This window comes from Thalassolituus sp. (genome assembly GCF_984348125.1).
The window spans coordinates 105,960-130,385 of record NZ_CFHJLR010000005.1; the positions used below are offsets into that span (position 1 = coordinate 105,960).

The 24,426-nt window shown below is 50.2% G+C and carries 21 protein-coding genes; 9 read left to right on the forward strand and 12 right to left on the reverse strand.

Going from position 1 to position 24,426, the window contains the following annotated elements; all coding sequences use genetic code 11:
* Window positions 1-10: 10 nt before the first annotated feature.
* The 9 genes from AC5E51_RS05375 to AC5E51_RS05415 all read right to left on the reverse strand — a co-directional run bounded on the left by AC5E51_RS05375 (window position 11) and on the right by AC5E51_RS05415 (window position 12,463).
* Window positions 11-3,175, reverse strand: a complete 3,165-nt coding sequence (locus AC5E51_RS05375; RefSeq protein WP_491778229.1) for an efflux RND transporter permease subunit — start codon at window positions 3,173-3,175, stop codon at window positions 11-13.
* Window positions 3,172-4,359, reverse strand: coding sequence for an efflux RND transporter periplasmic adaptor subunit (locus AC5E51_RS05380; protein WP_491778230.1), 1,188 nt, complete (start codon window positions 4,357-4,359; stop codon window positions 3,172-3,174). Before AC5E51_RS05380 ends, AC5E51_RS05375 begins: the two co-directional genes overlap by 4 nt.
* Entirely contained in the window at window positions 4,356-5,765 is a 1,410-nt protein-coding gene (locus tag AC5E51_RS05385) for a TolC family protein (RefSeq protein ID WP_491778231.1), read from the reverse strand. Before AC5E51_RS05385 ends, AC5E51_RS05380 begins: the two co-directional genes overlap by 4 nt.
* Window positions 5,766-5,886: 121 nt before the next feature.
* Window positions 5,887-7,128, reverse strand: coding sequence for a hypothetical protein (locus AC5E51_RS05390; protein ID WP_068439908.1), 1,242 nt, complete (start codon window positions 7,126-7,128; stop codon window positions 5,887-5,889).
* A gap of 9 nt (window positions 7,129-7,137) precedes the next feature.
* Complete coding sequence (locus tag AC5E51_RS05395) at window positions 7,138-7,920, reverse strand: outer membrane lipoprotein-sorting protein (protein WP_068439910.1); 783 nt, start codon at window positions 7,918-7,920, stop codon at window positions 7,138-7,140.
* Window positions 7,917-10,247 (reverse strand): efflux RND transporter permease subunit, encoded by a 2,331-nt coding sequence (locus AC5E51_RS05400; RefSeq protein ID WP_068439912.1) that lies wholly within the window; start codon window positions 10,245-10,247, stop codon window positions 7,917-7,919. Before AC5E51_RS05400 ends, AC5E51_RS05395 begins: the two co-directional genes overlap by 4 nt.
* A 16-nt stretch (window positions 10,248-10,263) precedes the next feature.
* Window positions 10,264-11,034, reverse strand: a complete 771-nt coding sequence (locus AC5E51_RS05405; RefSeq protein ID WP_491222931.1) for a TetR/AcrR family transcriptional regulator — start codon at window positions 11,032-11,034, stop codon at window positions 10,264-10,266.
* 235 nt (window positions 11,035-11,269) lie between these two features.
* Window positions 11,270-11,848, reverse strand: a complete 579-nt coding sequence (locus AC5E51_RS05410) for a chemotaxis protein CheX (protein WP_488072537.1) — start codon at window positions 11,846-11,848, stop codon at window positions 11,270-11,272.
* A 51-nt stretch (window positions 11,849-11,899) separates the two neighbouring features.
* Window positions 11,900-12,463 carry a hypoxanthine-guanine phosphoribosyltransferase gene (locus AC5E51_RS05415; RefSeq protein ID WP_488072536.1) on the reverse strand — a complete coding sequence of 188 codons (564 nt, stop codon included), beginning with the start codon at window positions 12,461-12,463 and terminating at the stop codon, window positions 11,900-11,902.
* Window positions 12,464-12,615: 152 nt separating this feature from the next.
* Here AC5E51_RS05415 and dapE point away from each other — a divergent pair, with 152 nt between their 5' ends.
* The 9 genes from dapE to AC5E51_RS05460 all read left to right on the forward strand — a co-directional run bounded on the left by dapE (window position 12,616) and on the right by AC5E51_RS05460 (window position 20,324).
* Window positions 12,616-13,743, forward strand: coding sequence for a succinyl-diaminopimelate desuccinylase (gene dapE / locus AC5E51_RS05420; RefSeq protein ID WP_488072535.1), 1,128 nt, complete (start codon window positions 12,616-12,618; stop codon window positions 13,741-13,743).
* On the forward strand, window positions 13,743-14,564 hold the full coding sequence (locus AC5E51_RS05425) for a putative RNA methyltransferase (protein ID WP_491778232.1): 822 nt from the start codon (window positions 13,743-13,745) through the stop codon (window positions 14,562-14,564). Before dapE ends, AC5E51_RS05425 begins: the two co-directional genes overlap by 1 nt.
* Window positions 14,564-15,001, forward strand: coding sequence for a DNA polymerase III subunit chi (locus AC5E51_RS05430; RefSeq protein WP_068439921.1), 438 nt, complete (start codon window positions 14,564-14,566; stop codon window positions 14,999-15,001). Before AC5E51_RS05425 ends, AC5E51_RS05430 begins: the two co-directional genes overlap by 1 nt.
* Window positions 15,001-15,591, forward strand: a complete 591-nt coding sequence (locus AC5E51_RS05435) for a hypothetical protein (RefSeq protein ID WP_488045681.1) — start codon at window positions 15,001-15,003, stop codon at window positions 15,589-15,591. Before AC5E51_RS05430 ends, AC5E51_RS05435 begins: the two co-directional genes overlap by 1 nt.
* Window positions 15,592-15,715: 124 nt before the next feature.
* On the forward strand, window positions 15,716-18,652 hold the full coding sequence (locus AC5E51_RS05440) for a valine--tRNA ligase (protein WP_491778233.1): 2,937 nt from the start codon (window positions 15,716-15,718) through the stop codon (window positions 18,650-18,652).
* Between the two features lie 224 nt (window positions 18,653-18,876).
* Window positions 18,877-19,185 carry a nucleotidyltransferase family protein gene (locus tag AC5E51_RS05445; RefSeq protein ID WP_491778234.1) on the forward strand — a complete coding sequence of 103 codons (309 nt, stop codon included), beginning with the start codon at window positions 18,877-18,879 and terminating at the stop codon, window positions 19,183-19,185.
* Window positions 19,186-19,187: 2 nt separating this feature from the next.
* Entirely contained in the window at window positions 19,188-19,589 is a 402-nt protein-coding gene (gene mntA, locus AC5E51_RS05450; RefSeq protein WP_297532934.1) for a type VII toxin-antitoxin system MntA family adenylyltransferase antitoxin, read from the forward strand.
* A 14-nt stretch (window positions 19,590-19,603) separates the two neighbouring features.
* Window positions 19,604-20,017, forward strand: a complete 414-nt coding sequence (gene hepT, locus AC5E51_RS05455) for a type VII toxin-antitoxin system HepT family RNase toxin (protein ID WP_297532933.1) — start codon at window positions 19,604-19,606, stop codon at window positions 20,015-20,017.
* Between the two features lie 163 nt (window positions 20,018-20,180).
* Window positions 20,181-20,324 carry a hypothetical protein gene (locus tag AC5E51_RS05460; RefSeq protein WP_297532932.1) on the forward strand — a complete coding sequence of 48 codons (144 nt, stop codon included), beginning with the start codon at window positions 20,181-20,183 and terminating at the stop codon, window positions 20,322-20,324.
* A gap of 291 nt (window positions 20,325-20,615) precedes the next feature.
* Here the strand turns inward: AC5E51_RS05460 and AC5E51_RS05465 are convergent, their stop codons facing one another.
* The 3 genes from AC5E51_RS05465 to drt3a all read right to left on the reverse strand — a co-directional run bounded on the left by AC5E51_RS05465 (window position 20,616) and on the right by drt3a (window position 24,215).
* On the reverse strand, window positions 20,616-20,858 hold the full coding sequence (locus tag AC5E51_RS05465) for a DUF3297 family protein (RefSeq protein WP_301179652.1): 243 nt from the start codon (window positions 20,856-20,858) through the stop codon (window positions 20,616-20,618).
* Window positions 20,859-21,187: 329 nt separating this feature from the next.
* A complete protein-coding gene (gene drt3b, locus AC5E51_RS05470; RefSeq protein ID WP_491778235.1) occupies window positions 21,188-23,074 on the reverse strand; it encodes an antiviral reverse transcriptase Drt3b in 1,887 nt (628 codons plus the stop codon).
* Window positions 23,067-24,215, reverse strand: coding sequence for an antiviral reverse transcriptase Drt3a (gene drt3a / locus AC5E51_RS05475; RefSeq protein ID WP_491778236.1), 1,149 nt, complete (start codon window positions 24,213-24,215; stop codon window positions 23,067-23,069). Before drt3a ends, drt3b begins: the two co-directional genes overlap by 8 nt.
* Window positions 24,216-24,426 lie beyond the last annotated feature (211 nt).

Here is a 24,426-nt window from a genome sequence, read left to right on the forward strand (position 1 = left end):
ACATACGCGATCAGGCTTTTACTGTCGCGTCCTGAGGCTCAATATCAGCGAACTCACTATCATCCGCCGAATCATTGCCTTCGACATCACTCAATCCCAGCTTATCCAGTATGTTGCTTAACATGATGTAGAGCGCCGGCAGAACCAGGAGACAGACGAAGGTCGTGAACAGAATGCCGAACCCGAGGGATACCGCCATGGGTGCAATAAACTGCGCCTGACGCGAAGTCTCGAACACCATAGGCGCAAGCCCACCAAAGGTCGTCAGAGTGGTGAGCAGAATCGGTCGGAAACGACGGATGCCCGCCGAAATAATCGCGTCATGCGCGCTCATTTTCTTGCCACGACGCTGCCGGTTAGCAAAATCGACCAATATCAGACTGTCGTTGACGACAACACCTGCCAGCGCAACGATCCCCATGATGCTCATCACGCTGAGGCCATAGCCCATCATCAGGTGCCCGTATAAGGCTCCTGCAGCACCGAAGGGAATCACCGCCATTACCAGCAAAGGCTGCGAGTAACTTCTGAACGGTATCGCCAGCAAGACATAAATCAGCAGCATCGAGAAAAAGCCGTAAAGCTTAAGTGACGACATACTTTCCTGAGTTTCGGCCTGACGCCCCTGGAAGCCGAAATCAACGCCGGGATAACGCGAACGCATGTCCGGAAAAATACTCTCCCGCAACAAACTCATCACCGCTGGCACCTGCTCTCTCGGCTCGACGTTCGCCGTTACGTTCACAATCTGGCGACCGTTGCGTCGTGATATGGATGACGGCGACACGCCCTTCTCAAGAATTGCGACTTCTGCCAGAGGTACGTAGCTGCCAGACGGCGTCAGAATACGTAAGCGCTCAATATCCGCGGCACGGCTACGCTCTTCTTCCGGTAAACGCACCAGAACCGTGACTTCGCTGTTACCGCGCTGCTGACGTAACGCACGTGAGCCGTATATCGCCGCACGAATCTGTGCCGCAACATCGTCGGCCTCAAGGCCAAGACTGCGCCCCTGATCCGTTAGCTCAACATCCCATTCAGGTTTACCGCTGTTAAACCCATTCGCAATGTCTTTGACCCCGGTAATACCCGCCAGAGCATTTGCAATATCTTCACTGGCTCGCTCCAGCACATCAGTATGGCTACCACGAAGCTCGACCGTCAGGCCCGCGCCCCCAGAAGGACCGCCGCCGCGCTCAGAGTCAAACGTCAGGCTACGAATACCCGCAATTTCACCGATTTCTTCACGCCATAAGTTCACCAGTTCTGCTGCAGGAATTGGTCGTGCATCCGAGTCAACCAGCTGCCCTTCGACCTCAACACTGGTGCCATTGACGTCGCCCTCGATACTTAACAAAAACTCGGTACCGTCAGCTTCGTATGGCGCAACAACGGTACGAAGATCCTGCTCCAGTTTTTTGCGCACGTCCGTCGCCTGTTGCAGAGGTGCATTTGAAGGCAGCTCAACCGTAGCAACAACAAACTCACCCTCAAGACGCGGGAACATGCTGAAGCCCATGCGGCCGCTAGCAGCCCATGCCATCGCAATCATCAGAAAGAAAAATGCAACAGCGAAAGTCAGGCCCGGCGCACGAACTGCACGGCGCAATATCGGCTGGTAAATTTCGTTGATAAAGTAACCCAGCTTGCTATCGACATTTCGTTGAATTTTCTCCAGAAAGTTCAGCGGCGCGTCTTTCGGTTTTCTCTTCAGATTTGCAAGGTGTGTAGGCAGAATAAACAGGGCTTCAATCCAAGAAATCAGGAAGCAGCTGATTACAACCACAGGGATCGCAAGGAACAGTTTTCCCATCATTCCCGGCAGCGCAAGAATCGGTAAAAATGCAGCGACGTTGGTCAGAATGGCGAATGCCAGAGGCACGGCGACTTCTCTCGCGCCTTGCACAGCGGCATCTGGAAATGCCATACCCTGCTGCATATGCTCAAAGATATTTTCACCGGCGATAATGGCGTCATCAACGACAATCCCGAGCGCAATAATAAAGGCGAACATCGAGATCATATTGATGGATACATCGGCCGCTGGAATTAACAGCAAGGCGCCTAAGAACGCCGTTGGGATACCCATCGTCACCCAGAAGGCGAGACGATATTCCAGAAACAGACTCAGCAATACAAGAACCAGCACCAGACCAATGGCGGCATTTTTCATTAAAAGGCCGACACGCTGGTTATACGTTTCACCATCATCATCCGTAACGATCAGTTCAACGCCCGGAGGAAGACGGGTTTTAATTTCGTCCATTTGCCGATACGCGGCTTCGGTAACGGTAAAAGGCGTCTGGTTTTCACTACGGTAAATATCCAGCCCGATGGAAGGATTGCCGTTATACGTCACTTCACGGTTTGTATCGCCAAAGCCATCAGAAATCGTAGCGATATCACCAAGCTGTAATAGCACACCAGAGTCATCACTGACCACAGGCAACTTACTGAATTCATCCGCCCAATAAATACGATTATCCAACGTCAGCAGAATATCGCCGCCACTGGTACGAACCGTACCGGCGCTCTGCTCGATGGCGTTGGCAGCAATAGTATTCGCCACCTGCTGAAGGGTCAGGCCATAAGATTCAAGTGTTGCCTGAGAGATCTCAACGTGCAGTTCTTCATCAGGCGTACCTTTAACTTCAACGTTGGTAATTTCTGGCGCCGCCAGTAAATCATTACGTATCTGCTCGGCCAGCTTCTTCAGTTCAAATTTACTCAGAGGGCCAAAGAGTTTGATGTCCATAACATCAATAGAATGGCCGGACAGACTGACCACAGGACGCTCGATACCCGCCGGGAAGCTACTGATATTACTGACTGCCTGCTGAATATCCTGATACGCTTTCTGACGGTCACCGCTATTCTCAATCTCCACAGAAACACGGGCAGAGCCCTGAGCAGCCGTCGACGTAATTTCTTTCAGACCATCGAGGCCCGTCAGTTCATTTTCAATCGGTAAGACAACGCCCTGCTCCATTTCTGAAGGCGTCGCGCCCGGATAAGCAACATTCACCGAAACATAATCAGCTTCAGTGCTCGGGATAAATTCCTTGCGAATTGCCAGCGACATAAGAATGCCGCCAATAATCAGAAATGCCATCAGCAGGTTAGGCGCAACACCGTGTCGCGCCATCCAGGAGACTGGTCCAGCCTTATTGATCATGGCTGATCTCCTGCGCTTTCGTCAGATTTCTGGTCTGGATTCAGGTCAGATCTCTGGCCTGAAACCCGCACAGGCATCCCCTCAACCGCGGCATCAACCTGGCTGGCAAGCAGTTGGTCTTCCGCCTCAAAACCTTCCGAGAACCAAACAAAGTCACGCCCGGAATAAAGAAGTTCAGGCTGTCGCTTGCGTAACTTCAGGTCATTAATTACCCAAACACTGCCGTCGTCATTAACGCGATCACGGCGCACCTGATAAGCATTGTCAAACTCCCGCCCCGCGAGCGTCAGAGTGACAAAATCATTCACCAGAACGATCGGGCCATACTCTGGGTCCAGAGGGCTCTTGAGAGATAGAATAACGCGCGCCTGACGGTCACCACTATCGACGCCTGGTAACACGTTCAGAATAGTAGCCGTGCGGGTTTTATTGCCCCAGGCGGAGTGCGATACGATCACTTCGTGATCCCGATCCAGAAGCGGTAAGAAAGATCGGGGGAATTTCGCCTCGACCCAGAACTCAGAAGTTGCAACGGCCGAAAATAGTTCACTACCTGCACTGGCATAGCTCCCCGGGCTGACCGCGCGGGAACTCAAGCGACCATCAAAAGGCATCCGGATTTCGGTACGTGCCAGATTAATTCTCGCCTGTTTTACAGCAGCTTCAGCACTGGCCATGTCGGCTTCAGCTACCTGAAGCTGAGGCTCGCGCAGAACAAGTGCACGGTCAGAGTTCGACAGCTCGGTGCCTGAAAGTGCGTACTCTTCCTGCGCCAGGCTGACTTGTCCTTCCTCAATCGCGAGCGCCGCTTTAGCCTGAGCCAATGTTGCCAGAGCCTGCTCAAGTGCTAATTCATAATCTCCCTTTTCAAGCTGCGCCAATAACGCGCCTTTCTCTAACAGCGCACCGGGCACCGCCTGAGCTGAGACCTGCTCCACTCTTCCGCTTACCTGAGCAACCAGAGTCACACTGTCGGACGCTGTTACCGCACCTCCAGTTTGCCACGACGCACGGGAAGCCACTTTCTCAAGCGGCTCTGCATCTACAAGCCGCGCTATTTTTTCCCGCTCTTTTTTACCCGGCTTGGGCGCCGTATCCTGAATGAGTTTCCACGCGCCAAAACTCGCAAGAATGATAAGAATACTGACACCGGCTAATGCCAGGTTTTTCTTACGATCGGTCATGCGTCGGTTTCTCCGAATCTACCGTGACTAACGGCTTTGTATAATTGAATTCTTGATTGGGTGAGGTTCCAGCGGGCGGTCAGTTGCTGGGATTCGAGGCTCAGGAGTTCTTGTTGAGCGTTGAGCAGATCGAGAAAATCAATCTGACCACGCGCGTAATAGTAATCCTGTAGTTCGAGAGTTTTTCGTGCCAGTTCAAGTTGATCCGTAAGGCTTTGTAGCGTCTTCAGGTAACGCTGCTCTTCTACCAACGCCTGCTGAACTTCCTGAGCGGCTTCAAGAACGGTCTGACTATAGTCTGCCAGAGCCTCCTGCTCTGCTGCTTTCTGGCGCTCGACTTCTGCTCGACGGCCTGCGCCATCAATGATCGGCAACACCAGAGAGCCAGCAAGGTTGGCTACCCAGTTATCAAACAGTTGACTGAAATCTGCATCACTGTCGCGATAACTAGCCGAAAGTGAAAAACGAGGATAACGGTTCGCGGCGGCAACCGCCACACCGGCACTGGCCGCCTGAAGCCTGGCGTACGCTTCCTGAACATCCGGGCGTGCTTTCAGGGCTTCCAGAGGAACGTTATTCAGTGCCATATCAGGCTGAGGAACTGGCGTCAGGTCAGACACCATATCAGCCGTTATAGGCGCCTGCCCACGACCCAGCCAGAGAGCAAGCTGTTGCAGATAGATATCACGCTGTGCTTCAGCTTCGATGATATCAACACTCAGTGACTCAACCAGCTGCTGTTGTTGCCAGACATCTGTCAGTGCTGCCTGCCCGCGACGCTTACGACCTTCGACTACCTTAAGCGCAGTTGCGAGACGTTGCTTCTGGTCTTCGAGAAGACGCAGCTTTCCGGCCTGAACACGCAACCCCAACCAATAGGTCGAGACTTCACCCGCTACTGTATTAGCCAACGTACGATACGCCGCTTCACTGGCATCGGCACTGAAGCGGGACTGAGCTGCTCCCGCACGAATGCCACCCCATAGGTCAATTTCATAACTGGCGGTTAAGCCGGCTGACCAGGTATCCGTGGTTGAGTCTTCACTGGTCCATTGCCGGCTTTTTCCAAGCTCTGCATTAACTTCCGGATAGTAATCACTGCGCGAGCCCCGTAACTGTGCCAGGCTCTGACGCAAACGCGCCTCTGCAGCCTGTAGGCTGTAATTGCCTTGCAGAGCATCATTGACGTACTCATTCAGTTCACTGTCGTTAAACGTCGTCCACCAATCGACCGCAGGTAAGACCTGTTGTTGATCAGTGAAGGTATCGGGAAGAACGATGGGGTCAGGTTCTGATACAGCAACGCTGCTGCACCCCTGCACTGCCATGACGGCAGAAGAAAGCAGAAGTAGCCGGGATGCCAGTCTTGTCGACCGGCCAGAGAGGTAGGAAGGGGGGCCGCTCACGGAAGAAGCTCCATAATAATCTGAGCCCAATGATAGAGCCTCAGCAGAGCGACTGATATTGCATTTTACCCTTCTTTACCGCCTCTGACGGCCCTCGACAGGCCGCCAGTGCAGAATGGCATCAGAAGAAAAAGTTTAGCGCCACTTCGAAGGTATCATCTCGGCGGAAAATGCTCGCAAGTGACTCCTCCTCTGCTGTTACCAAAGTAATAGTCGCATCAATCGTCATCGACGGATTTAACCGGGTATTGGCTTCCAGCAGAAATAAACGAGTGCCCGTATAATCGAGATCTTGTGTAATACCCGCAAGAATTTCACTCGACGCCATGTCATTGAAAACATAACGCGTGCCTAAGAACAGATCATTCTGGGCGTCAGAATACTCTGCACCACGGCTGTCGTACTGATACTCGGCAAGTAAGCCAAGATCAGCCGCATTTCCAAACGGGCCAACCAGAGTGTATTCAAAACCACCAACGGCTGCGGTCTGATCTTTGACCTCTATCCCACCCGGTAAGGCATCAAGCTGATAATCGCGATACAACAGTTCTGCCTTAAGCAACCAACCTTCAGGCGCAAACTGTATGGTAGAACCGATCTGATTCTGCATAGCGTAGTACGGCACCAGCTCAGTCAGCGTGAGCACACTGTTGACGACTTCCACCTGAGGAGCCAACAAAGGATCGCGCGATGTACCGCGGAATACAGACGCCGTCAGATCCAGTGGATACCCGTTCAGCTCAGAAACGTAAGACCAACGTGCCGCCAGATCAACATGCTGCTGCTCTTCGTCGGCCTGGTATTCAGCATCACCGCTGACCAGAAGCTCGGTGCGATAGCGCCCTGCTTCGCCCGGAAATGTACGTTCCCGGAAGCCGGGCAGTACGAAGGCCTCCCAGGTACCAACGTCAGACAACCAGATCCCCTGGATCATTGGCTGACCCAGTTTCTGATCGCCATCAATGGCTTCTACATAGTCTGTCTGGTTAATGACATCAACAAGATGCAGAGACTCAGTAACGCCCCAGAATACTTTACCTATACCAGCGCGCAGCTCCCATGGGCCATTCCACGTCATGAACATGGCTTCACGGATATCACCGTGCGTTCGCTCATCATCTGCAAAATCTTTGCGATAAAAAGGTACGAAAGTGAAACGACCGTTGCCAGATTCTGCATCCCAGACGACTTCAGGCTGCAACGTCAGTGACCATTGATCATCGACCTGCCCGCTGTAAGCACCGGACTCCAGGAAGCGACGTCCTTCAATACCCGCCTCAAGCGACAAGTCGAGCGCACTCACCAGAGGGGAAGCCCCCGCGCCTGCCAGCAACGCAGACACTGTCAGAAGTAGCTTTTTCATATTACTGCCTTATCGAGCACGCTTAAGCGATGCCTGACTGAAATCCGATTCGCTCAGCCCGGTATCAAACTCAATGCCGTGCGTGATGATGGTCGTGCTCTTGCCATTCTGGTGGTTTTGCATATCCAGCTTGTGCGCACGCCAGAACTTATCTTTGTAGAGTTTCCACTCAGACAGCTCAAGTGTTTTCAGCAATGTATTTTTACGATCGTAGTATTCCGTTTTTACCGCGCGCATGTGCTCGGTATCGATCCAGCTGATCTGGCGGGTATAGCCAGAAAATTTATCCACCGGATCACTTTCTACCACATGACACGTCATATCCTCAGCGCATGGCTCATCGCGCAGATAAGTAAATTCGTACTTTTCAGGCTCGAACGACCCCATATCTTCATAAGCAAATTCACTGCCCATAAAAGGGCCTGACTTGTTGCGGGAAGAAATACGCTTAACACGCTTCAGTGCGGGTAAATACAGCCACTGATCATCAGGTTTCGTATTGTGAGAAAAGCTCAGAAACGCCGTACCGCTGACATCTTTAGGCTCATCAAAAATCGTCAGGCCTTTATCACCGTCGTCCTGGATTTCAAAATTCTTCAGGCGCATTTTCCGTTCAGAGGTTTCCCCCTGTGAGTTACGCAGAATCATAGTCATCTCAGCCTGAGAATCGCCCCAGCCGGTGTCCCGCGCTTTACGCTCCTTAGCGATCTCGAGGCCTCGGCCACCGTCATCAGCGATAGCGAAAGGTGCAACCAATGCCAGTCCCGTCACGAGTGTAGTTATCAGTTTCATGCGTGTTCTCCTTTTAGGGATGTCTGCTCTTCAGCGTTTGCTTCAGGCTTATCTTTATCCAGCCACAACAGCATGGGTGGCAGGATGAGAAAATCAATAATGAGTGCGATCAGAATAATCAACGACGTTGCGATACCCATGTCTGAGTTCAGGCGGAATGCTGAGAACGCCAGCATAGAGAAGCCAAGGACCAGAACCAGAGTGGTGATCAGCAGAGCACGGCCAACGTTGATAAACGAATAACGCACTGCCGCTTCGGTCATCATTCCCTCCATACGTGCACGCTTATATTTACTCAGAAAGTGCACTGTATCATCGACAATAATGCCAAGAGTCATTGAGCTGACGATAGAAAGGCCCAGGTTTATTTCACCAGAAATAAAGGTCCAGAAACCGAAACCAACCAGTGCTGGAGTAATATTCGGGAACAGGCTGATCACACCCAGCCTGAGCGACCGTAAAGCAAAAATCAGGATGCCTGAGATAATCACCAGTGCCATCATCATGCTGAGAATCATGCTCTTCATATTCGTCTCACCAATGTGAGAGAACATCACTGAAGGGCTGGCAGCAGTCAGCCGGATACCGGGAGCATTTGCATCCATCCAGTCTTTGGCGCGGTTCTCAAGCGAGATAATCTCAACGCTTCCCAGATTTTTCAGAATCGACGTCATTCGTACTGCAGACTTATCCACGTTAACCTGGTTATTCAGATCAAGTCCGTACGGTAATGACATTTCGTAGAGCAACAGATACTGCGCTGCCAGCTCACGATCGTCTGGAATTCTGTACCAGTCAGGATCGTCCGCATGCATGTTTTTATTCAGGCGCTTAAAGGTATCCGACAGGCCACTGACGTGATCAATCTCCGGTTGCTGTTCAAGCCACTCGGTAAAATCGCGCATCACTGCAATAAACTCAGGATTACTGATACCGCCGGCCTCATCAGTGTACATGGCCCAATCGATAGACTGTGAACCTGAGAGCGTATCGGCCTGCTTTTCAACCGACTGACGGTACGCCGTCGATTCAGCAAAGTATTCTGTTGCGACATCGTTAATTTCATTACGCATCGCCAGTGCACTTAATACAGCAACTACAGCGACACCGCCCCACAACAAAGGCGTCTGGTGACGAATCACGAAATCACCAAAGTGAGCCATCGCAGGCGCTTTATCGTCGACGCGGCCACCCGCTCCGACCGGCAGCACCGACAACAAAGCAGGGAACAGAGTGACAGACATCACGTACGCTAACATCACACCCATAGCGCAAAGAAATCCGAAGTCAGCGAATACAGGAGACTCCGACATCATGAGTGTCAGGAAGCCAACCGCGGTCGTCGCACTGGTAATAAAAATTGGCATCCAGTTCAACTCGAGGCTGTAGCGCACGGCTTCTTTTCTGCTCTTACCTTGCTTCATGCCATATTGCATGGTCGCTACCACATGAACGCAATCCGCCACCGCAATAGTCAGAACCACAATCGGTACGTTAATGGTCCCCGTCGACAGGAAAAAACCCATCCATCCAGCCAGCCCCATGGTGGCCATAATGGTCAGTACCAGAACAACGACAGTGGCGAGCATCGCCAGCACGCTGCGCAGCAGCACCGCCAGAAGGACGATGATCAACAGCAGCATCGCTGGAACCAGAGTCGACATGTCTTTCTGGCCTTCCGTCGCGAAGCTGTAATTCATCGGAATAATTCCGGTGTGATAGAAAGCAATATCCGGGTAGCGCTCGGCAAATTGCGCACTCAGATCGCGTACAAAATCCATCACACTGGCGACGTTCGCAGTGTTGTCAGTTACGTCCGGCAATTGCAGCGTAATATTGATCAGGCTGACCTCTGTATCAGGCGAGATAATCCGACCATTCAGAGATGGCTCCGCCAGCGCGGTTTCACGAATTCGGTTGAGGTCGTCTTCCGTTAGCTCTTCAGGATAGAGCACCATGTCTTCGACGATCATATCGTCGTACTCGGCCCATGTATTCTGGTAGTTGGTCAGAGAATCTACACGGCTGGAAAACGGTGTCTGCCAGGCTTCCTCTGTGTATTCCTGTATCAGGGTCAGAATAGTCTCGTCGATCACTTCGCCCGATTCAGGCACCACTAATACCGCGATACCGTCGCTTTTATTGAAGATTTTCTGCATCTCTTCAAAATCATTCAGCGGGCCATACCCTTCTTCGAAGAAGACTTTGTAATCTCCACGAAAATAAAGATTGCCACCACCTGCTGCTGCGGCCAGAGCCGCAATAATCAGCGCGGCAATCACCAGCCATGCACGTTCCGTTGCCAGTTTTTCTACCCATTGACGCATAGTGCGCTCTCCTGAATTAAAGCGAAGCTCTCTGACTTTCCTCCGGGAACACCTCTTCAGCAATGCGCTGCCAGGTCGCCCGATAGTCCCAATCCTTCGACAAAGGCTTCATGCCTATGCCATCCATCAGCACATTCGCTCCGATTAAAGCGATGTTCTTTTCTTCAAGCAGATCACTGATCGTGTGCTCGAATCCTGTGTCCTCCAACATGTTGATTCCATAGGAGGTCGACCATGTCAGAAAGGTAATTACGGTGGCATCCAGATCCTCGGTGATCTCAAGATCACCCGCCCGAACGGCGGCGTCGATCACTTCAAAGGCGATTGCAAAGAGGGTTTCATCGTTGTGGCGGACTTTCGCAGCACGCTGCGGTGAGGTTTTCTCGACGAAGGCCGCCGTGCGGGCGGTCACCAGAGCGGTCGACATCACCGGATGCAACTTCATATGCAGGCGGTAGGCGTAGTGAATCGCCAGGGCTTTTTCCCGAGGCTTGCCATCAAATGCCTGCGCCCGTAAGAACATATCTTTGAGCTCTTCCATCCCACGGCAACAGAGTGCAGCGAGGCAATCCTCTTTGCTGGTAAAGTGGTTGTAGACGGTGCCCTTGGATACATCACTGGCGCGGACCAGACGGTCCATATTGAAATGCGCATAACCTACGTCATCGATGATGAACTGTACGTGATCAAGTAGAGTGCTTTCGCGCTTCTGCCACTTTTCCTCCTGACGCGGTGTGCGCTCAGGCTTTACCGGCTCAGGTGCCCTAGAGGAGCTCTTGGGCGACATGTCTTCCATCAACATGACCGCGGAATTCGGGCAAGCCGCCAGCCGCCGCTGCTGAAATGGGCAGTGCGGTTGTAAGTTGAAAAGCAGACTTTTCAAAGTCTGTAACGCTGTGTGCAATGTAATCATTTTTGACGATCCGTCATTTTTGACGAATCGTCATATTACACGTCCAGAAGAGGGAATCAAATGGTCAGAGAGGTGCCGTTGTCAGCACTCGCGCAACAGTCTGTTGCGGTTAAGCGCCTGCGACTTCCGCTCGTTTAAGTCGGCTGCCGATCACAACCTCAATGTAGAACTCACCGGCTTTTGTATCGAACGGAATAACGACCACAGGCCCTTCAACGTGGTGCACGATCGGCGCGTCGCCCGTTAACATCTTGGGCGTAGCCATCTCAAAGCTGTACCCGCCCTCCCAGAGTAGTTTACGAGCGCCACCAGATAGCATATTCGTAAGTTCACCGGTCAGGTCTTTGCAGGTATCGTCAAATTCCGCGACTTCCTCGCCCAGCATGCTGCTGCTTATCTTGATGATAGTGTCTTCATTAAAGCTGATGGCGAGAGAACCATTAACCGCATCGCCTTCCATAGGGATCAGCCCTGTCACGATTCCCAGGGGATTCCCGTCTTCTTTCAGATATGGCTTGCCATGCTCACACGTCATTGATGCCATGGTTGCGAGAATGTTGCTAATCGTCTCGATGAAGGGATTGATGAACTGAACATTCATATAATCGGCCACCTCCGCAATCTCAGTGTAGTCGAGTTGCCTGGCCTGCTGGAAAGATTTACCTACTACAGAGATGCCAGTACGCAAGGTACTGGCTCCCTCAGGCGTCGGGTCTGGTAAGCATTGGAGAAACGCTGATCAGAGGCCTTTTACAGCGTATATACCGGGTGCATTGCGCCAGTAACCGCGGTAGTCCATACCGAAGCCGAAAACATAGCGATCTTCGACTTCCAGGCCAATGAAATCGACCTTCATACCAGGCGCTTTGCGATCATGTTGCTTATCCACCAGCACCGCCGTGAGAACTTCCGCCGCGCCCTGTGCTTTACAGGCCTCAACGACTGCCTCCAGGGTGTAACCCTCATCAAAGATATCATCAACAATCAGCACAGTACGGCCATCCATAGGCACCGATGGTGGCGCCTGCCACTGCAGGTCTGCCTGAGCTGTGGTTTCTCCCCGGTAACGGGTCGCGTGCATGTAGCCCTGTTCCAGAGGAAACCTAAGCCGGGTCAGCAGTTGCCCTGCAACCACCAGTCCACCATTCATGATGCTGTAAACCACAGGCATCTTATCTGCCAGCCGCGCTGTGATGTCAGCCGCCAGAGAATCAAGGGCAGCTTCGACTTCTTCTTTGCTTTTCAGAAGATCAGCTTCATCCATCACAGTATTAAGTTGCTCGCGCGAAAGGCTCTCGGTCATAAGTTCTAAGTCCACATGCATTTGTAAAGAGACTGTTATGGTATGGGCCAGATCTACTTGCGGCAAGCGAACAAACGCCTCATATACCCCCTGTGTGATATGATTCACGCCTCGGAATCACAATAACTAACATCAAAAACGCAGGAACCACCATGACACCGACGCTGCAACTTGCCGTTGATCTGATCGCCCGTCCATCCGTGACACCTGAAGATGAAGGATGCCAGGCATTGATGATGGAGCGCCTTGCCGCTCTCGGATTCAACAACGAGCCATTACGCTTCGGTGATACAGATAACTTCTGGTCGCGAAAAGGTAACAGTCAGCCTGTCGTCTGCTTCGCCGGACACACAGACGTAGTGCCTACCGGGCCGGAAGCCAACTGGGACAACCCGCCGTTTGAGCCGAAAATCATCGACGGTATGTTGCATGGCCGTGGTGCTGCCGACATGAAAGGTTCACTGGCTGCATTTCTGGTCGCCACCGAACGCTTTGTTGAAAAATATCCTGACCACAAAGGTTCAATCGCCTATCTGATTACCTCCGATGAAGAAGGCCCTGCCCACAACGGCACGGTTAAGGTGATTGAAACACTGGAAGCCCGTAACGAAAAAATCGACATGTGTGTGGTTGGCGAACCGTCGTCGACCACGCTCGTCGGCGACGTTATCAAAAATGGCCGTCGTGGTTCACTGGGCTGTGTACTCACAGTAAAAGGCAAGCAAGGCCATGTCGCCTACCCGCACCTGGCGAAGAACCCGGTACATATTGCTGCGCCTGCGTTGGCGGAGCTGGCGTCAGAAGAGTGGGATAAGGGTAATGATTTCTTCCCAGCCACTAGTTTCCAGATTTCCAACATTAATGCGGGTACCGGTGCCACTAACGTGATCCCAGGTACGTGCGAAGTCGTATTTAACTTCCGCTACTCGACTGAACTGACCGCAGAGATTCTGAAAGAACGTACCGAAGCGATTCTGAACAAGCATGGCCTTGAGTACGACATCGACTGGAAACTGAGCGGCCAGCCGTTCCTGACTGACAAAGGCGCTTTAGTCGAAGCTGCCGTTAAAGCGATTAAAGACGTCACCGGCCGCGAGACGGAACTCTCAACATCAGGCGGCACTTCCGACGGGCGCTTTATTGCTCCGACAGGTGCTCAGGTAGTCGAGCTTGGCCCGATCAATGCGACCATCCACCAGGTAAATGAACACGTCAGTGCTGATGACCTGAATACACTGACCGACATCTACGAAGCCATGCTGGTTGAATTACTTGCCTGATGAAAGACTCTGCCTCCGGGCTTATCTGCCCGAAATGCGAACAGCCACTGGCCGCCAATGGTAAACAGTGGCAATGCCCTGACCGCCACAGTTATGACACGGCTAAACAGGGCTACATCAACCTGCTGCTGGTCAACCAGAAGAAGTCGAAGAATCCGGGAGATGACGCAGATATGGTCCGGGCGCGTACAGCCTTTCTGGATTCGGGTATCTATGAACCGATATCAGACGCTCTGAATGCGCTGGTGAAGACAGGCCCCGTGCTTGATATAGGCTGCGGTGAGGGTTACTACACTCATCGCCTCCAGCAGCAATCCGGGTGTGAAATCATCGGTCTGGATATCTCCCGCGAAGCCATCAAAGGCGCCTGCCGACGTACAAAAGATATCCGCTGGCTGGTCGCCAGTGGCGCTCGGCCTCCGGTTTCCGCCCGCAGTATAAAGACCATCATCAGCTTGTTTACCCCACTCATGCCTCAGGGCCTGGATCATGCCCTCGCGGATGACGGTGAAATCATTACCGTGAACACCGGGCCGCAGCATTTGATGCAACTGCGGGAAGTCATCTACGATGAGGTTAAGGCTGAGAGTTTTTCGCCGGTTGCAAAGATGGCAGATGCCAGGTTCATCGCCGTCGATGAGCAAAAGCTGACCTACGAAGTAACGGTGCCCGGTGGTGATCCTCTGGTCGCATTGTTCAATATGACACCGCATCGCTGGAAGGTCAGTCCGGAACGCGCAGAAAAACTCCAGACAATTGATTCACTGACACTCGAAATCGACGTAGTATTACACCGGTTTCGCAGGCAGAAAGATTCGTAATGACCCGAGCAGACTTCTACATACTAGGTGGCCAGGCAGACCATGATCAGTGGTTCTTCGCTTGTCGGCTGGTAGAACAGATTCAGCAGAAGGGTCATAAAATCCTGCTTCAGGTGGACAATGAGCAGAAAGCCAGAGAACTCGATGATATGCTCTGGCAATTCCGTGCAGACGCCTTTGTACCGCACGCGCTGCTGACAGCCAAAGACGCACCTGTAGACTGCCCGGTAAGCATTGGTTGGGCTCAGGAACCCGGACATCACCACGATGTCATTATTAACCTGAGCGCTGAATTACCGGCTTTTTTCAGCCGTTTTGAAAGACTGGTAGAAATTGTCGTTCAGAAAGACGATATTCTGGCCTACACGCGCCAACACTTCCGGTTTCTGAAAGATCGGGGATATCCGGTGACGCACAACGATATGAGAATGAGCTGATGAAAAACAAGGAAGAGCCTAAAGACCTTCTGGCCGAACTCGAGATGTTGCAACGGGTGCTTGATAACCCGACTTCATCTGGCTCCTCTGCGGATGACATTCCGGTTCTGGATGACCTCTTTGACGGCAACATCCCGACTGTGAGCGAACCCCCGAGCCTCGATCTCAGCAACATCCCAACGGTAACAGATATCCCAACGGTGAATGACGTTGCCTCTCAGCCTTCCTCTCTGCGTGCCGTGCCAAAGCCCCAAACGCCCGCACCCCAAGCACCCAAGGTAGAGCAATCAGCACCGAGACAAACTCCTCCCAGCGGCCTGAGCCCGCTGAACCAGATTCTCGAGAAGATAAATCGCGGCCAGGAAACCGAGTCACCCGCAATGGCACCACTTCCGGGCGCCAGCGAAACAGCCTTGTCCTCAAAACGCGCTGAACTCGATGCTAATATGGCCGAGACTACGGCATCGCTAACCTCCCTGCTTCAACGTGAGCGCATGGTTGATGAACTCGTTGAAGAGCTGATACCCATGGTTAAAAGCCGCCTTCGTGCCCGCGTGCGCGACATGCTCAACGGCAAAGAAGACACCTGAATCGCCCCTTCATCGTCTGAAGAAGACTGAGTAAATCAGTCTTCTTTCCTCCCTGCCCACCGGTGCACTAATCCGGTATACTGCGGCCCATTTTTCTAATATCCAAAATGAGTAGCAGCGAGTAATGGATAAGACATACCAACCCAGCGCAATCGAACAAACCTGGTACAAAGAGTGGGAAGAGAAAGGCTACTTCAAGCCTTATCAGGACGGACTGACCGGCGAAGGTTACTCCATCATGATCCCACCACCGAACGTCACCGGTTCCCTGCACATGGGTCATGCCTTCCAGCACACCATCCAGGACGCCCTCACCCGCTACAAGCGTATGCAGGGTCAGAAAGCACTGTGGCAGGTCGGTACCGACCACGCCGGTATCGCGACCCAGATGGTCGTTGAGCGCAAACTCGCCGCTGAAAACCAGCCAGACCGTCACGAACTTGGCCGTGAAAAATTCCTCGAAAAAGTCTGGGAATGGAAAGAACACTCCGGTGGCACCATCACCCAACAGATGCGTCGCCTCGGTAACTCCGTTGACTGGGACACCGAACGCTTCACCATGGACGATGGCTTCTATGAAGCCGTTCAGGAAGTGTTTATCCGTCTGTACAAAGACGGCCTGATTTACCGCGGCAAGCGCCTGGTTAACTGGGACCCGAAACTGCACACCGCTATTTCTGACCTCGAAGTCGAAAACAAAGACAAGAAAGGTCACATGTGGCACCTGCGCTACCCGCTGGCCGATGGTCTGAAAACCTCTGAAGGCAAAGACTACATCGTGGTTGCGACGACCCGTCCGGAAACCATGCTGGGCGATACCGGTGTGGCGGTTAACCCGGAAGATCCGCGCTACAAAGATCTGATCGGTAAAGACATCGTGCTGCCGTTAGTCGACCGTCGTATTCCGATTGTGGGCGACGAACACGCCGACATGGACAAAGGCACCGGTGCCGTTAAGGTGACCCCAGCGCACGACTTCAATGACTATGAAGTCGGCAAGCGCTGCAGCCTGCCAATGATCAACATCTTCACCTTCAACGCCGACGTGCGTGACGTGCCACAGGTGTTCAACACCGACGGCAGTGTGAACGAAGACGTAAAAGCCAGCATTCCAGAAAAATACCGTGGCATGGAGCGCTTCGCGGCGCGTAAAGCCATCGTCGCTGACTTTGAAGCGGCTGGCCTGCTTGATGAAATCAAAGACCACGATCTCACTGTCCCTTATGGCGACCGTGGCGGCGTAGTGATCGAGCCAATGCTCACCGACCAATGGTACGTTGACGCCAAAACCCTGGCGAAGCCTGCGATTGAAGCGGTTGAGAACGGCGACATTCAATTCGTACCTAAGAACTACGAAAACATGTACTTCAGCTGGATGCGCGACATTCAGGACTGGTGTATCTCGCGTCAGCTGTGGTGGGGTCACCGTATCCCGGCCTGGTACGACGAAGAAGGTAACGTCTACGTTGGTCACGACGAAGCCGAAGTACGCGCTGCCAACAAGCTCGCTGACGACGTAGAACTGGTTCAGGACGAAGACGTCCTGGATACCTGGTTCTCCTCCGCTCTGTGGACCTTCGGTACACTCGGCTGGCCAAACCTGGACGACCCGGAAGTTGCCAAGCGTATGCTCGACTTCCACCCGACCGACGTTCTGGTGACTGGTTTCGACATTATCTTCTTCTGGGTTGCTCGCATGATCATGATGACCATGCACTTCTGCAAAGACGACGATGGGAAGCCGCAGGTACCGTTTAAAACCGTGTACGTGACTGGTCTGATCCGTGACGAAGTCGGCCAGAAAATGTCCAAATCGAAAGGTAACGTCCTCGATCCGCTGGATATGATCGACGGTATCTCACTGGACGACCTGCTCGAGAAGCGCACCGGCAACATGATGCAGCCACAACTGGCTGAGAAAATCGGCAAGCGCACTCAGAAAGAATTCCCGGAAGGTATCGCGCCACACGGCACCGACGCCCTGCGCTTCACCCTCGCTGCCATGGCCTCCACCGGCCGTGACATCAACTGGGACATGAAGCGCCTCGAAGGCTACCGTAACTTCTGCAACAAGCTGTGGAACGCCTCACGCTATGTGATGCTGTCTGTAGCGGGCGAAGAAGCGGTTGATAATGCAGATGGCGGCCTGATCGAAATTACCGACGCCATGAAAGCCGCGTGCGGCGTGAACGGCGAAGACGCCGCCCTGTCACTGGCAGACCGCTGGATCATCTCCCGCCTGCAGCGCGCCGAAAGCGAAGTACGCCGCCACATGGATCAGTACCGCTTCGACATGGCTGCACAGACTCTGTACGAATTCATCTGGAACGAATACTGCGACTGGTACCTCGAGCTGTCTAAGCCAGTTCTGTGGGATGAGAACGCGACTGAAGAAGAGAAGCGTGGCACTCGCGGTACGCTGGTACGCGTACTTGAAGCCATTCTGCGACTGGCACACCCGATCATCCCGTTCATCACCGAGTCTATCTGGCATCAGGTGAAAGACCTGGCGGGTAAATCAGGCGACACCATCATGCTGGCGGCCTACCCAGAGCCACAGGACGCCCTGATCGACGAAGGTGCAGAAGCCGACATCGAATGGCTGCAGAACGTGATTACCGCTGTGCGTAACGTCCGCGCCGAGAAGAACATCGCCCCAGGCTTCGAACTGGAACTGCTGTTCAAAAACGGCGGCGACGACGACTTCCGCCGTGCCGAAGAAAACCAGGCCTTCCTGATGAAACTCGCCAAGCTCAACAAACTGACCTGGCTGAACGAAGGCGACGAAGAACCGATGTCTGTCACCCAACTGGTTGGCGACATGGAGGTACTCGTACCTATGGCTGGCTTCATCGACAAAGACGCAGAAGTAGCGCGCCTGAGCAAATCAATCGAAAAACTCGGCAAAGAACTGGAGCGCGTACAGAACAAACTGGGTAACCCAGGGTTCGTCGACAAAGCACCAGAAGCCGTGATCGAAAAAGAGAAAGAAAAAGCTGCAGGCTTCGAGCGTGACATCGCCAAACTCAACGACCAGATCGAAAAGATCAAAGCGTTGTAATCAGCGAAACTGCTCGTAAAACAAAAACGCCAGCTCTGCAAAGACCTGGCGTTTTTTATACCTCGCTTATTTCAGGCTACTGCCATCCCTTGTAGGAGCCAAACGCGAAGCTTTGGCGAACCGGGTTGGAACAACCCGCCTACGGCCTACCCTATCTAAAGCCCTATTTTGCGAACACCGCCCTGTCGGTTAAACTGATCAAAACACGTACATCGGCTAAGTATATGAACCGCGAACAGGCACTCGACATATTGTCCCGCTGCAAACCCGTCCTTCAGGAACGGTACAGCCTGACTACGCTCGCGCTTTTTGGCTCAACGGCACGTAACGATGCCCGCGAGGATAGCGATATCGACATCCTCGTCGGTTTCGATGGCAAAGCCACGTCCAAACAATTCTTCGGTGTACAGTTCTACCTCGAAGAAGCCCTGGGTAGCCCTGTAGACCTGGTCACAGAGAAAGCAGTCCGCGAAGAGCTGAAGCCATACATCACAGAGGACCGTGTTGATGTGCTCTCATCAGCAAGGGTGTGAACATGGGTAAGTTTGATCAGCTTCTGCCAGACATAATTAAACTTGCCAATGCAACAGACGAGGTAGATACGCTCTATTTATACGGATCTCACGCCAAAGGATCTGCACAGGAAAACAGCGACATTGATCTGGCAGTGATATTCAAAAATACCGATACTGACGTCGTAGCCCGACGTCTGAGACCTGAGATATTGGCTATCGACTGGGCTAATAAACTGGAGTTACCAGAAGGCAGCCTTTCCTTATTAGACCTGGAAAATGGGCCCGTACCACTTGCCATGTCAGTTTTGAAAACCGGGAAACTGCTCGTAAATAAAAACCCTGCTCATGAATTTGAAGTCAGTGGAAAAATAATGTCGAAGTGGGAGATCGATCACCTTCACCATTATCAACAGTTTGGTTAAACCGGGAATTAGCAATGGAAAATACCTACCTGCTTTCAATGAAAGCGCACATTGCGGAAATTGAAGCTGACCTCAAAGGTCTTACAACAATTCTCAACGAACGCCCAATGAGCCGATACGAAGCAAAAGCCAGCGAACGCTTAATCCAAACTTTGGTTGAGGCCTGCATCGGCATCGCCAAGCACCGATGCAAACAACTCGGCTATCCTGCTCCTGACAACGCGTATGTAGCTTTCGAGCGGCTTTCTGAGCATGACGTAGCTTCTATGAAAAGCATCAACTGGAAGCGAATCATCGGTATGCGAAACGCTCTCGTCCACGACTACCTCAACATCAACCCAGAGATAATCGAGCAATTGATTCGCGAGAACGAATACAGCTCGCTCGTTGCCTTCGCGCAAGAAGAATTAGTTGCACTAGGTAGCTAGAAGTCTGTCACTCCCGCGAAGGCGGGAGCCCAGCGCCGTGTTCACCTCCGCAAAGTGGGCACTGTCCACCTCGGGCCTCATCATCTAAAGCCCTATTTTGCAAACACCGCTCTCTCGGTTAAACTGTTCAAAATATAAACACCACGTCAGAGATGCGTGAACCATGAACAGAACTCTCGAAGACATCATCAAAAACGAAAAGCCAGAAGTCGTTGCCGAAGCCAAGTGGTTAGCAGACGACATGCTCAAAAAGATTCACGATATTGATGGCGATTCTGCAAAAAACGCTTCAGACCAGCAGAGCTAATCCTGTAGGAGCTAAACGCGAAGCTTTGGCGATACGGGTTGGAACAACCCGCCTACGGGTTCCCGGGCGTAATGCTCTATATTGCTGACACCGGTAATCCGACCTATAAAACCAAAGAAACCGCCAACAGGCGGTTTCTTTATTACCATTCTCTAGAGGGGAGAAGCCTTCTGTCATTTCTACGAAGGTGGAAATTCAACGCATTGAACGGTCATTCCCAGGAAGGCAGAAATCCAGCGTAGTAGCCTGTCATTCCCGCGAAGGCGGGAACCCAGCGCTATGCTCAGAGGCTTACTTATAGAAAGCCTCAACCTCGCCCTTCAGCTTGATCAGCAACGGACGACCAAAGCGATCTTTCGTGGTCGGAGACGAAATCTTCACCCAACCTTCGCTGATGTTGTATTCCTCAATGTCCGTACGCTCTTTGCCCTTGAAGCGGATGCCTATGTCATGCTCAAAGCACTCTTCAACGAAGTGCGGGCTGCGCGGGTTGATGGACAAGTGGTTTGGGAGTTCAGGTTTGTTGTCGGACATGGCTAACACCTAGCGATTGAGAGCGTAAATTATATTAGAAGAGTACTTCCCACTCAAAATATTAAGATATGAGCATTCAACATCTATGAAATGACTAAGCGCAAAAAATAAAATGGCCCAGCGATACTTCAACTGGACCATGCCACTCTGCTCGTGTGTAGCCAAAGGCTCCATTGCTAACGATATCACTAGGTCAACGAGTGCCCTCGCAAAGACTAGCAAATTCGTACCCCATTCCACCACTTACTCTTCTGCAGGGACACCATTCAAAAAGTGAGGCTTGTAGGGTGCAAGCTAATGTATAGAATATCGGTGGCGGTAACAGCCTATCAATAAGGGAAAGTAAATGCACGTTTCTTGAGTATCTTTCTAAAAAAATCCTCATCTCGCCAAGGCGCTATAAAGTCAGTGGTCAATATTTTTCTATTTCCACGAGGCAGTAAATTCCAGTCAGACTCCGCTTCTAGCCGCTCCGCCAGCGCCACTCTCGTATTTTTTTCAACAAAATCACACGCTAAGTAATCGAGTAGAAACAAGATATACTCCGTATTATAAAAATTAGGAGTAGTTTCAGAAAAATAGCGCTCAGCTTTTTCCTTTAATATGCAATAAATATTTTCATAACTTACATCTTTCTTAACGTACATCATAAAGGAAACCCAAACCATATAATCCATCCCATTATGATCGGAGACGGTATTATAATAATTTATAAGGAACTTTTCTTTCAATTTATACTTCTCTGGGAGTAGACTATGAACAAACAACAGATTAGTGGCCTCAACACCGGTAGAAAACCCATCAATTTCCAGCACAACGCTTTCCAAAGCATGACGATTACAATCAAAAATTTTTTTATATACGACCAATGACTCTCTTTCAGAAAATTTAGCAATATAATCAATAATTCGAACACATATTTTTGCAAGTTTATCAGTTGTAACTACTCGTACATCCATAGAATAAAAGAAATATACCAACTCAACATCAACGAGCAGCCAATCGAAATAATCCACAGAATCAGATTCTGGAAATCTAGCAATAAAATCATTAACTTTTCGCAACATCAAACCAAGCAAGAAGCCAGAAATAGATTTATACTCAACATTATAATCAGAACAAACTCTTTTAATCTTACTTATGTAACTATTAGCAAGACGATCAGGCCTTCCAGTCTGGCTAACTTCGCCTTCAGAAGTATACCTAGCCTTATATATGTCACCTAACAATTCGCGCAAAGCTGCCTTGCACCGAGAAATGTTAGTTGAAAACGGTCGCTTCTGCTCAATAGTTTTAGCTTCATTTAAATGAAGCTTGTATTCTTCCAGACACTCGTCGAGTAATTTTATCAACTTTTTGTCCAAATCGTTCCGAGCATATAAAAAGTAATCATCGACGTAACGCCGGAAGTCAAAATCAACCCCGACAATCAACCTCTCTTTCTTTTTTGCGTTTAAAATAAAGTCCAGATCAATTCGTTGAAAAATAATTTCCGCAGCAAGCCTACTAAACTCAGGACCGACTAATATTCCATTAGTTTCCTGATGATTCATTCGCATCAAAATACTGTCAAGATTGCTATCAAAGCCACCTTTTTTATTTTTGTTTAATTTAGAAAATTCTTTCCCCTTCATAGCCCAGGAAAGAGAGTGTGAATATATACTTGAAAAACACTTAGAAACATCCAAGCTAATCAAATATGGAAACTTCTTTTCCAGTCTATGATATTCATAAGAATCGTAAAAAGAATACAAGAAAGCATATTTATTATATTTAAAATATGAACTAGGAAATATACTTTCAGTGCCGTCAACCTCCACACCTTCACTAGCAGAACCTAAAGAATCCCATTTACCATAAAACTTAGAAGATTTTTTTACCGGCGCCCTTAAACTTTTATCAGAAATGGAACAATAATATAAAAAAAGTGAGCCACTTTCATTATAAAAGTCACAAACCACTATCTGAGAAACCGGATGCATCACTGAAATTTTTCTATATTTAAGGTCACCGCGAGATATCTTAAAACTTAATGGAATAAAATCCTTCTTTTTTTTATTATTATAATCGAATATTTTTAAGTAAAAACCTTCATCGTCCCGCATTTTTTCGTATAGAGCGGTCGAAGAAAACCAAAGTGGAAGCTCATATGGTAGAACATCAGAAACAAGAGGAAGATATTTATCCCAAGAATCTACCGTGTGAACTTTATACATGAGACCAAACCTCAGTAATCAATGCAGACTTTGAGCGAGTAAACGTACCGCTTGCTCTACTTTTAAATCTTTGCCAAAAAGAAACTTTTCTTAAAGCTTCACTATGAGCAACTCCTAGTAAATGCGAATATTCCATAATGACAGAAACATAGAATCTATCAATTTCTTTCAAATCATTAAGATCATCTATTATCTTATACTGCTCAACCAAGCCACCTAAAACATTTCCTGTTTTTGAATGCCGAACGACTTTTAGTGTAGACAAATAATTAATCCTTTGAGACAAAAGGCTAAAATTATGATCTCGGCTATACGCTTTGAACGCTAAGTATATCCTAGTTTTTATCTTCCTCATCTTTTTATCGGATATCCCCACTTTTACCTTCCTTGATATTTTCTCGAATCTATATCCGAGAAATTCAAAACTACCAGAATCGAATAACCTAGAAGTATTTTTATCTCCAGACTCATTCAAACTCAAACCTAACAGTGCAAGCGACGTTGACACTTCGCGCTCTATATCAACTGACATTCTTGGGTCGCAAAATATTACAACGTCATCAACATACCTTGCATAAAATATAACACCTTCCAGACTCCTTATCGCACTATCCAGCGCTTCCAAATACAATTCACACAACGTACTACTAACTGAAAAGCCGCGAGGAATACCTGTGAGGCCAACGTTGACACAGTGATCATGCAAGGAACGTAAAGTCTCATGGAAATCAGGATCTAGGATACAGTCTTCGTCGATTCTATTTAGTATTGCTGCAAAACTTATACTTTCAAAACAGCTTTTTATATCAAACCTATAAAGATGAAATATGGATTCATCCTGTAACATTCTTTTTATTTGTTGAGATATTATAGTTCTATCAGACTGTTTAACAGAGTATATTCTCCGCAAAAATCTATCAACAACATCTATAGATATACGGTCTACTGCGTCAGATGGGATATACAGCTGCCGCTGCTTTACACTTATAGAGTTGATGCCATTCAATCTACCGTTTCTGTTCTTGATTTCTTGCTTTATCCAATCGAAGACTTCGGTTTGTGTTGGCAAACCTATCTCTGCAATACGCCTATGGTTTAGAACCTTTGATATTGCTCTTTCACTAAACTCCTGCTTTAGCACACGTTAGTCCTTTGTGTTATTTATAATCATTCCACGCCAAGCAATCATAATGTAGCAACAGTCTATTTACTAACCAATATGGATATATTACACGTGAGAGTCATTTACTACGATACTCCTTCCCGTAGGCTACCATGCAACTCGAACAGCCGCCCAACGGCGGCTGTTTCAGTCTCTCTGGCAGTCCCTGCCCCCTACTAAATCACCCCGC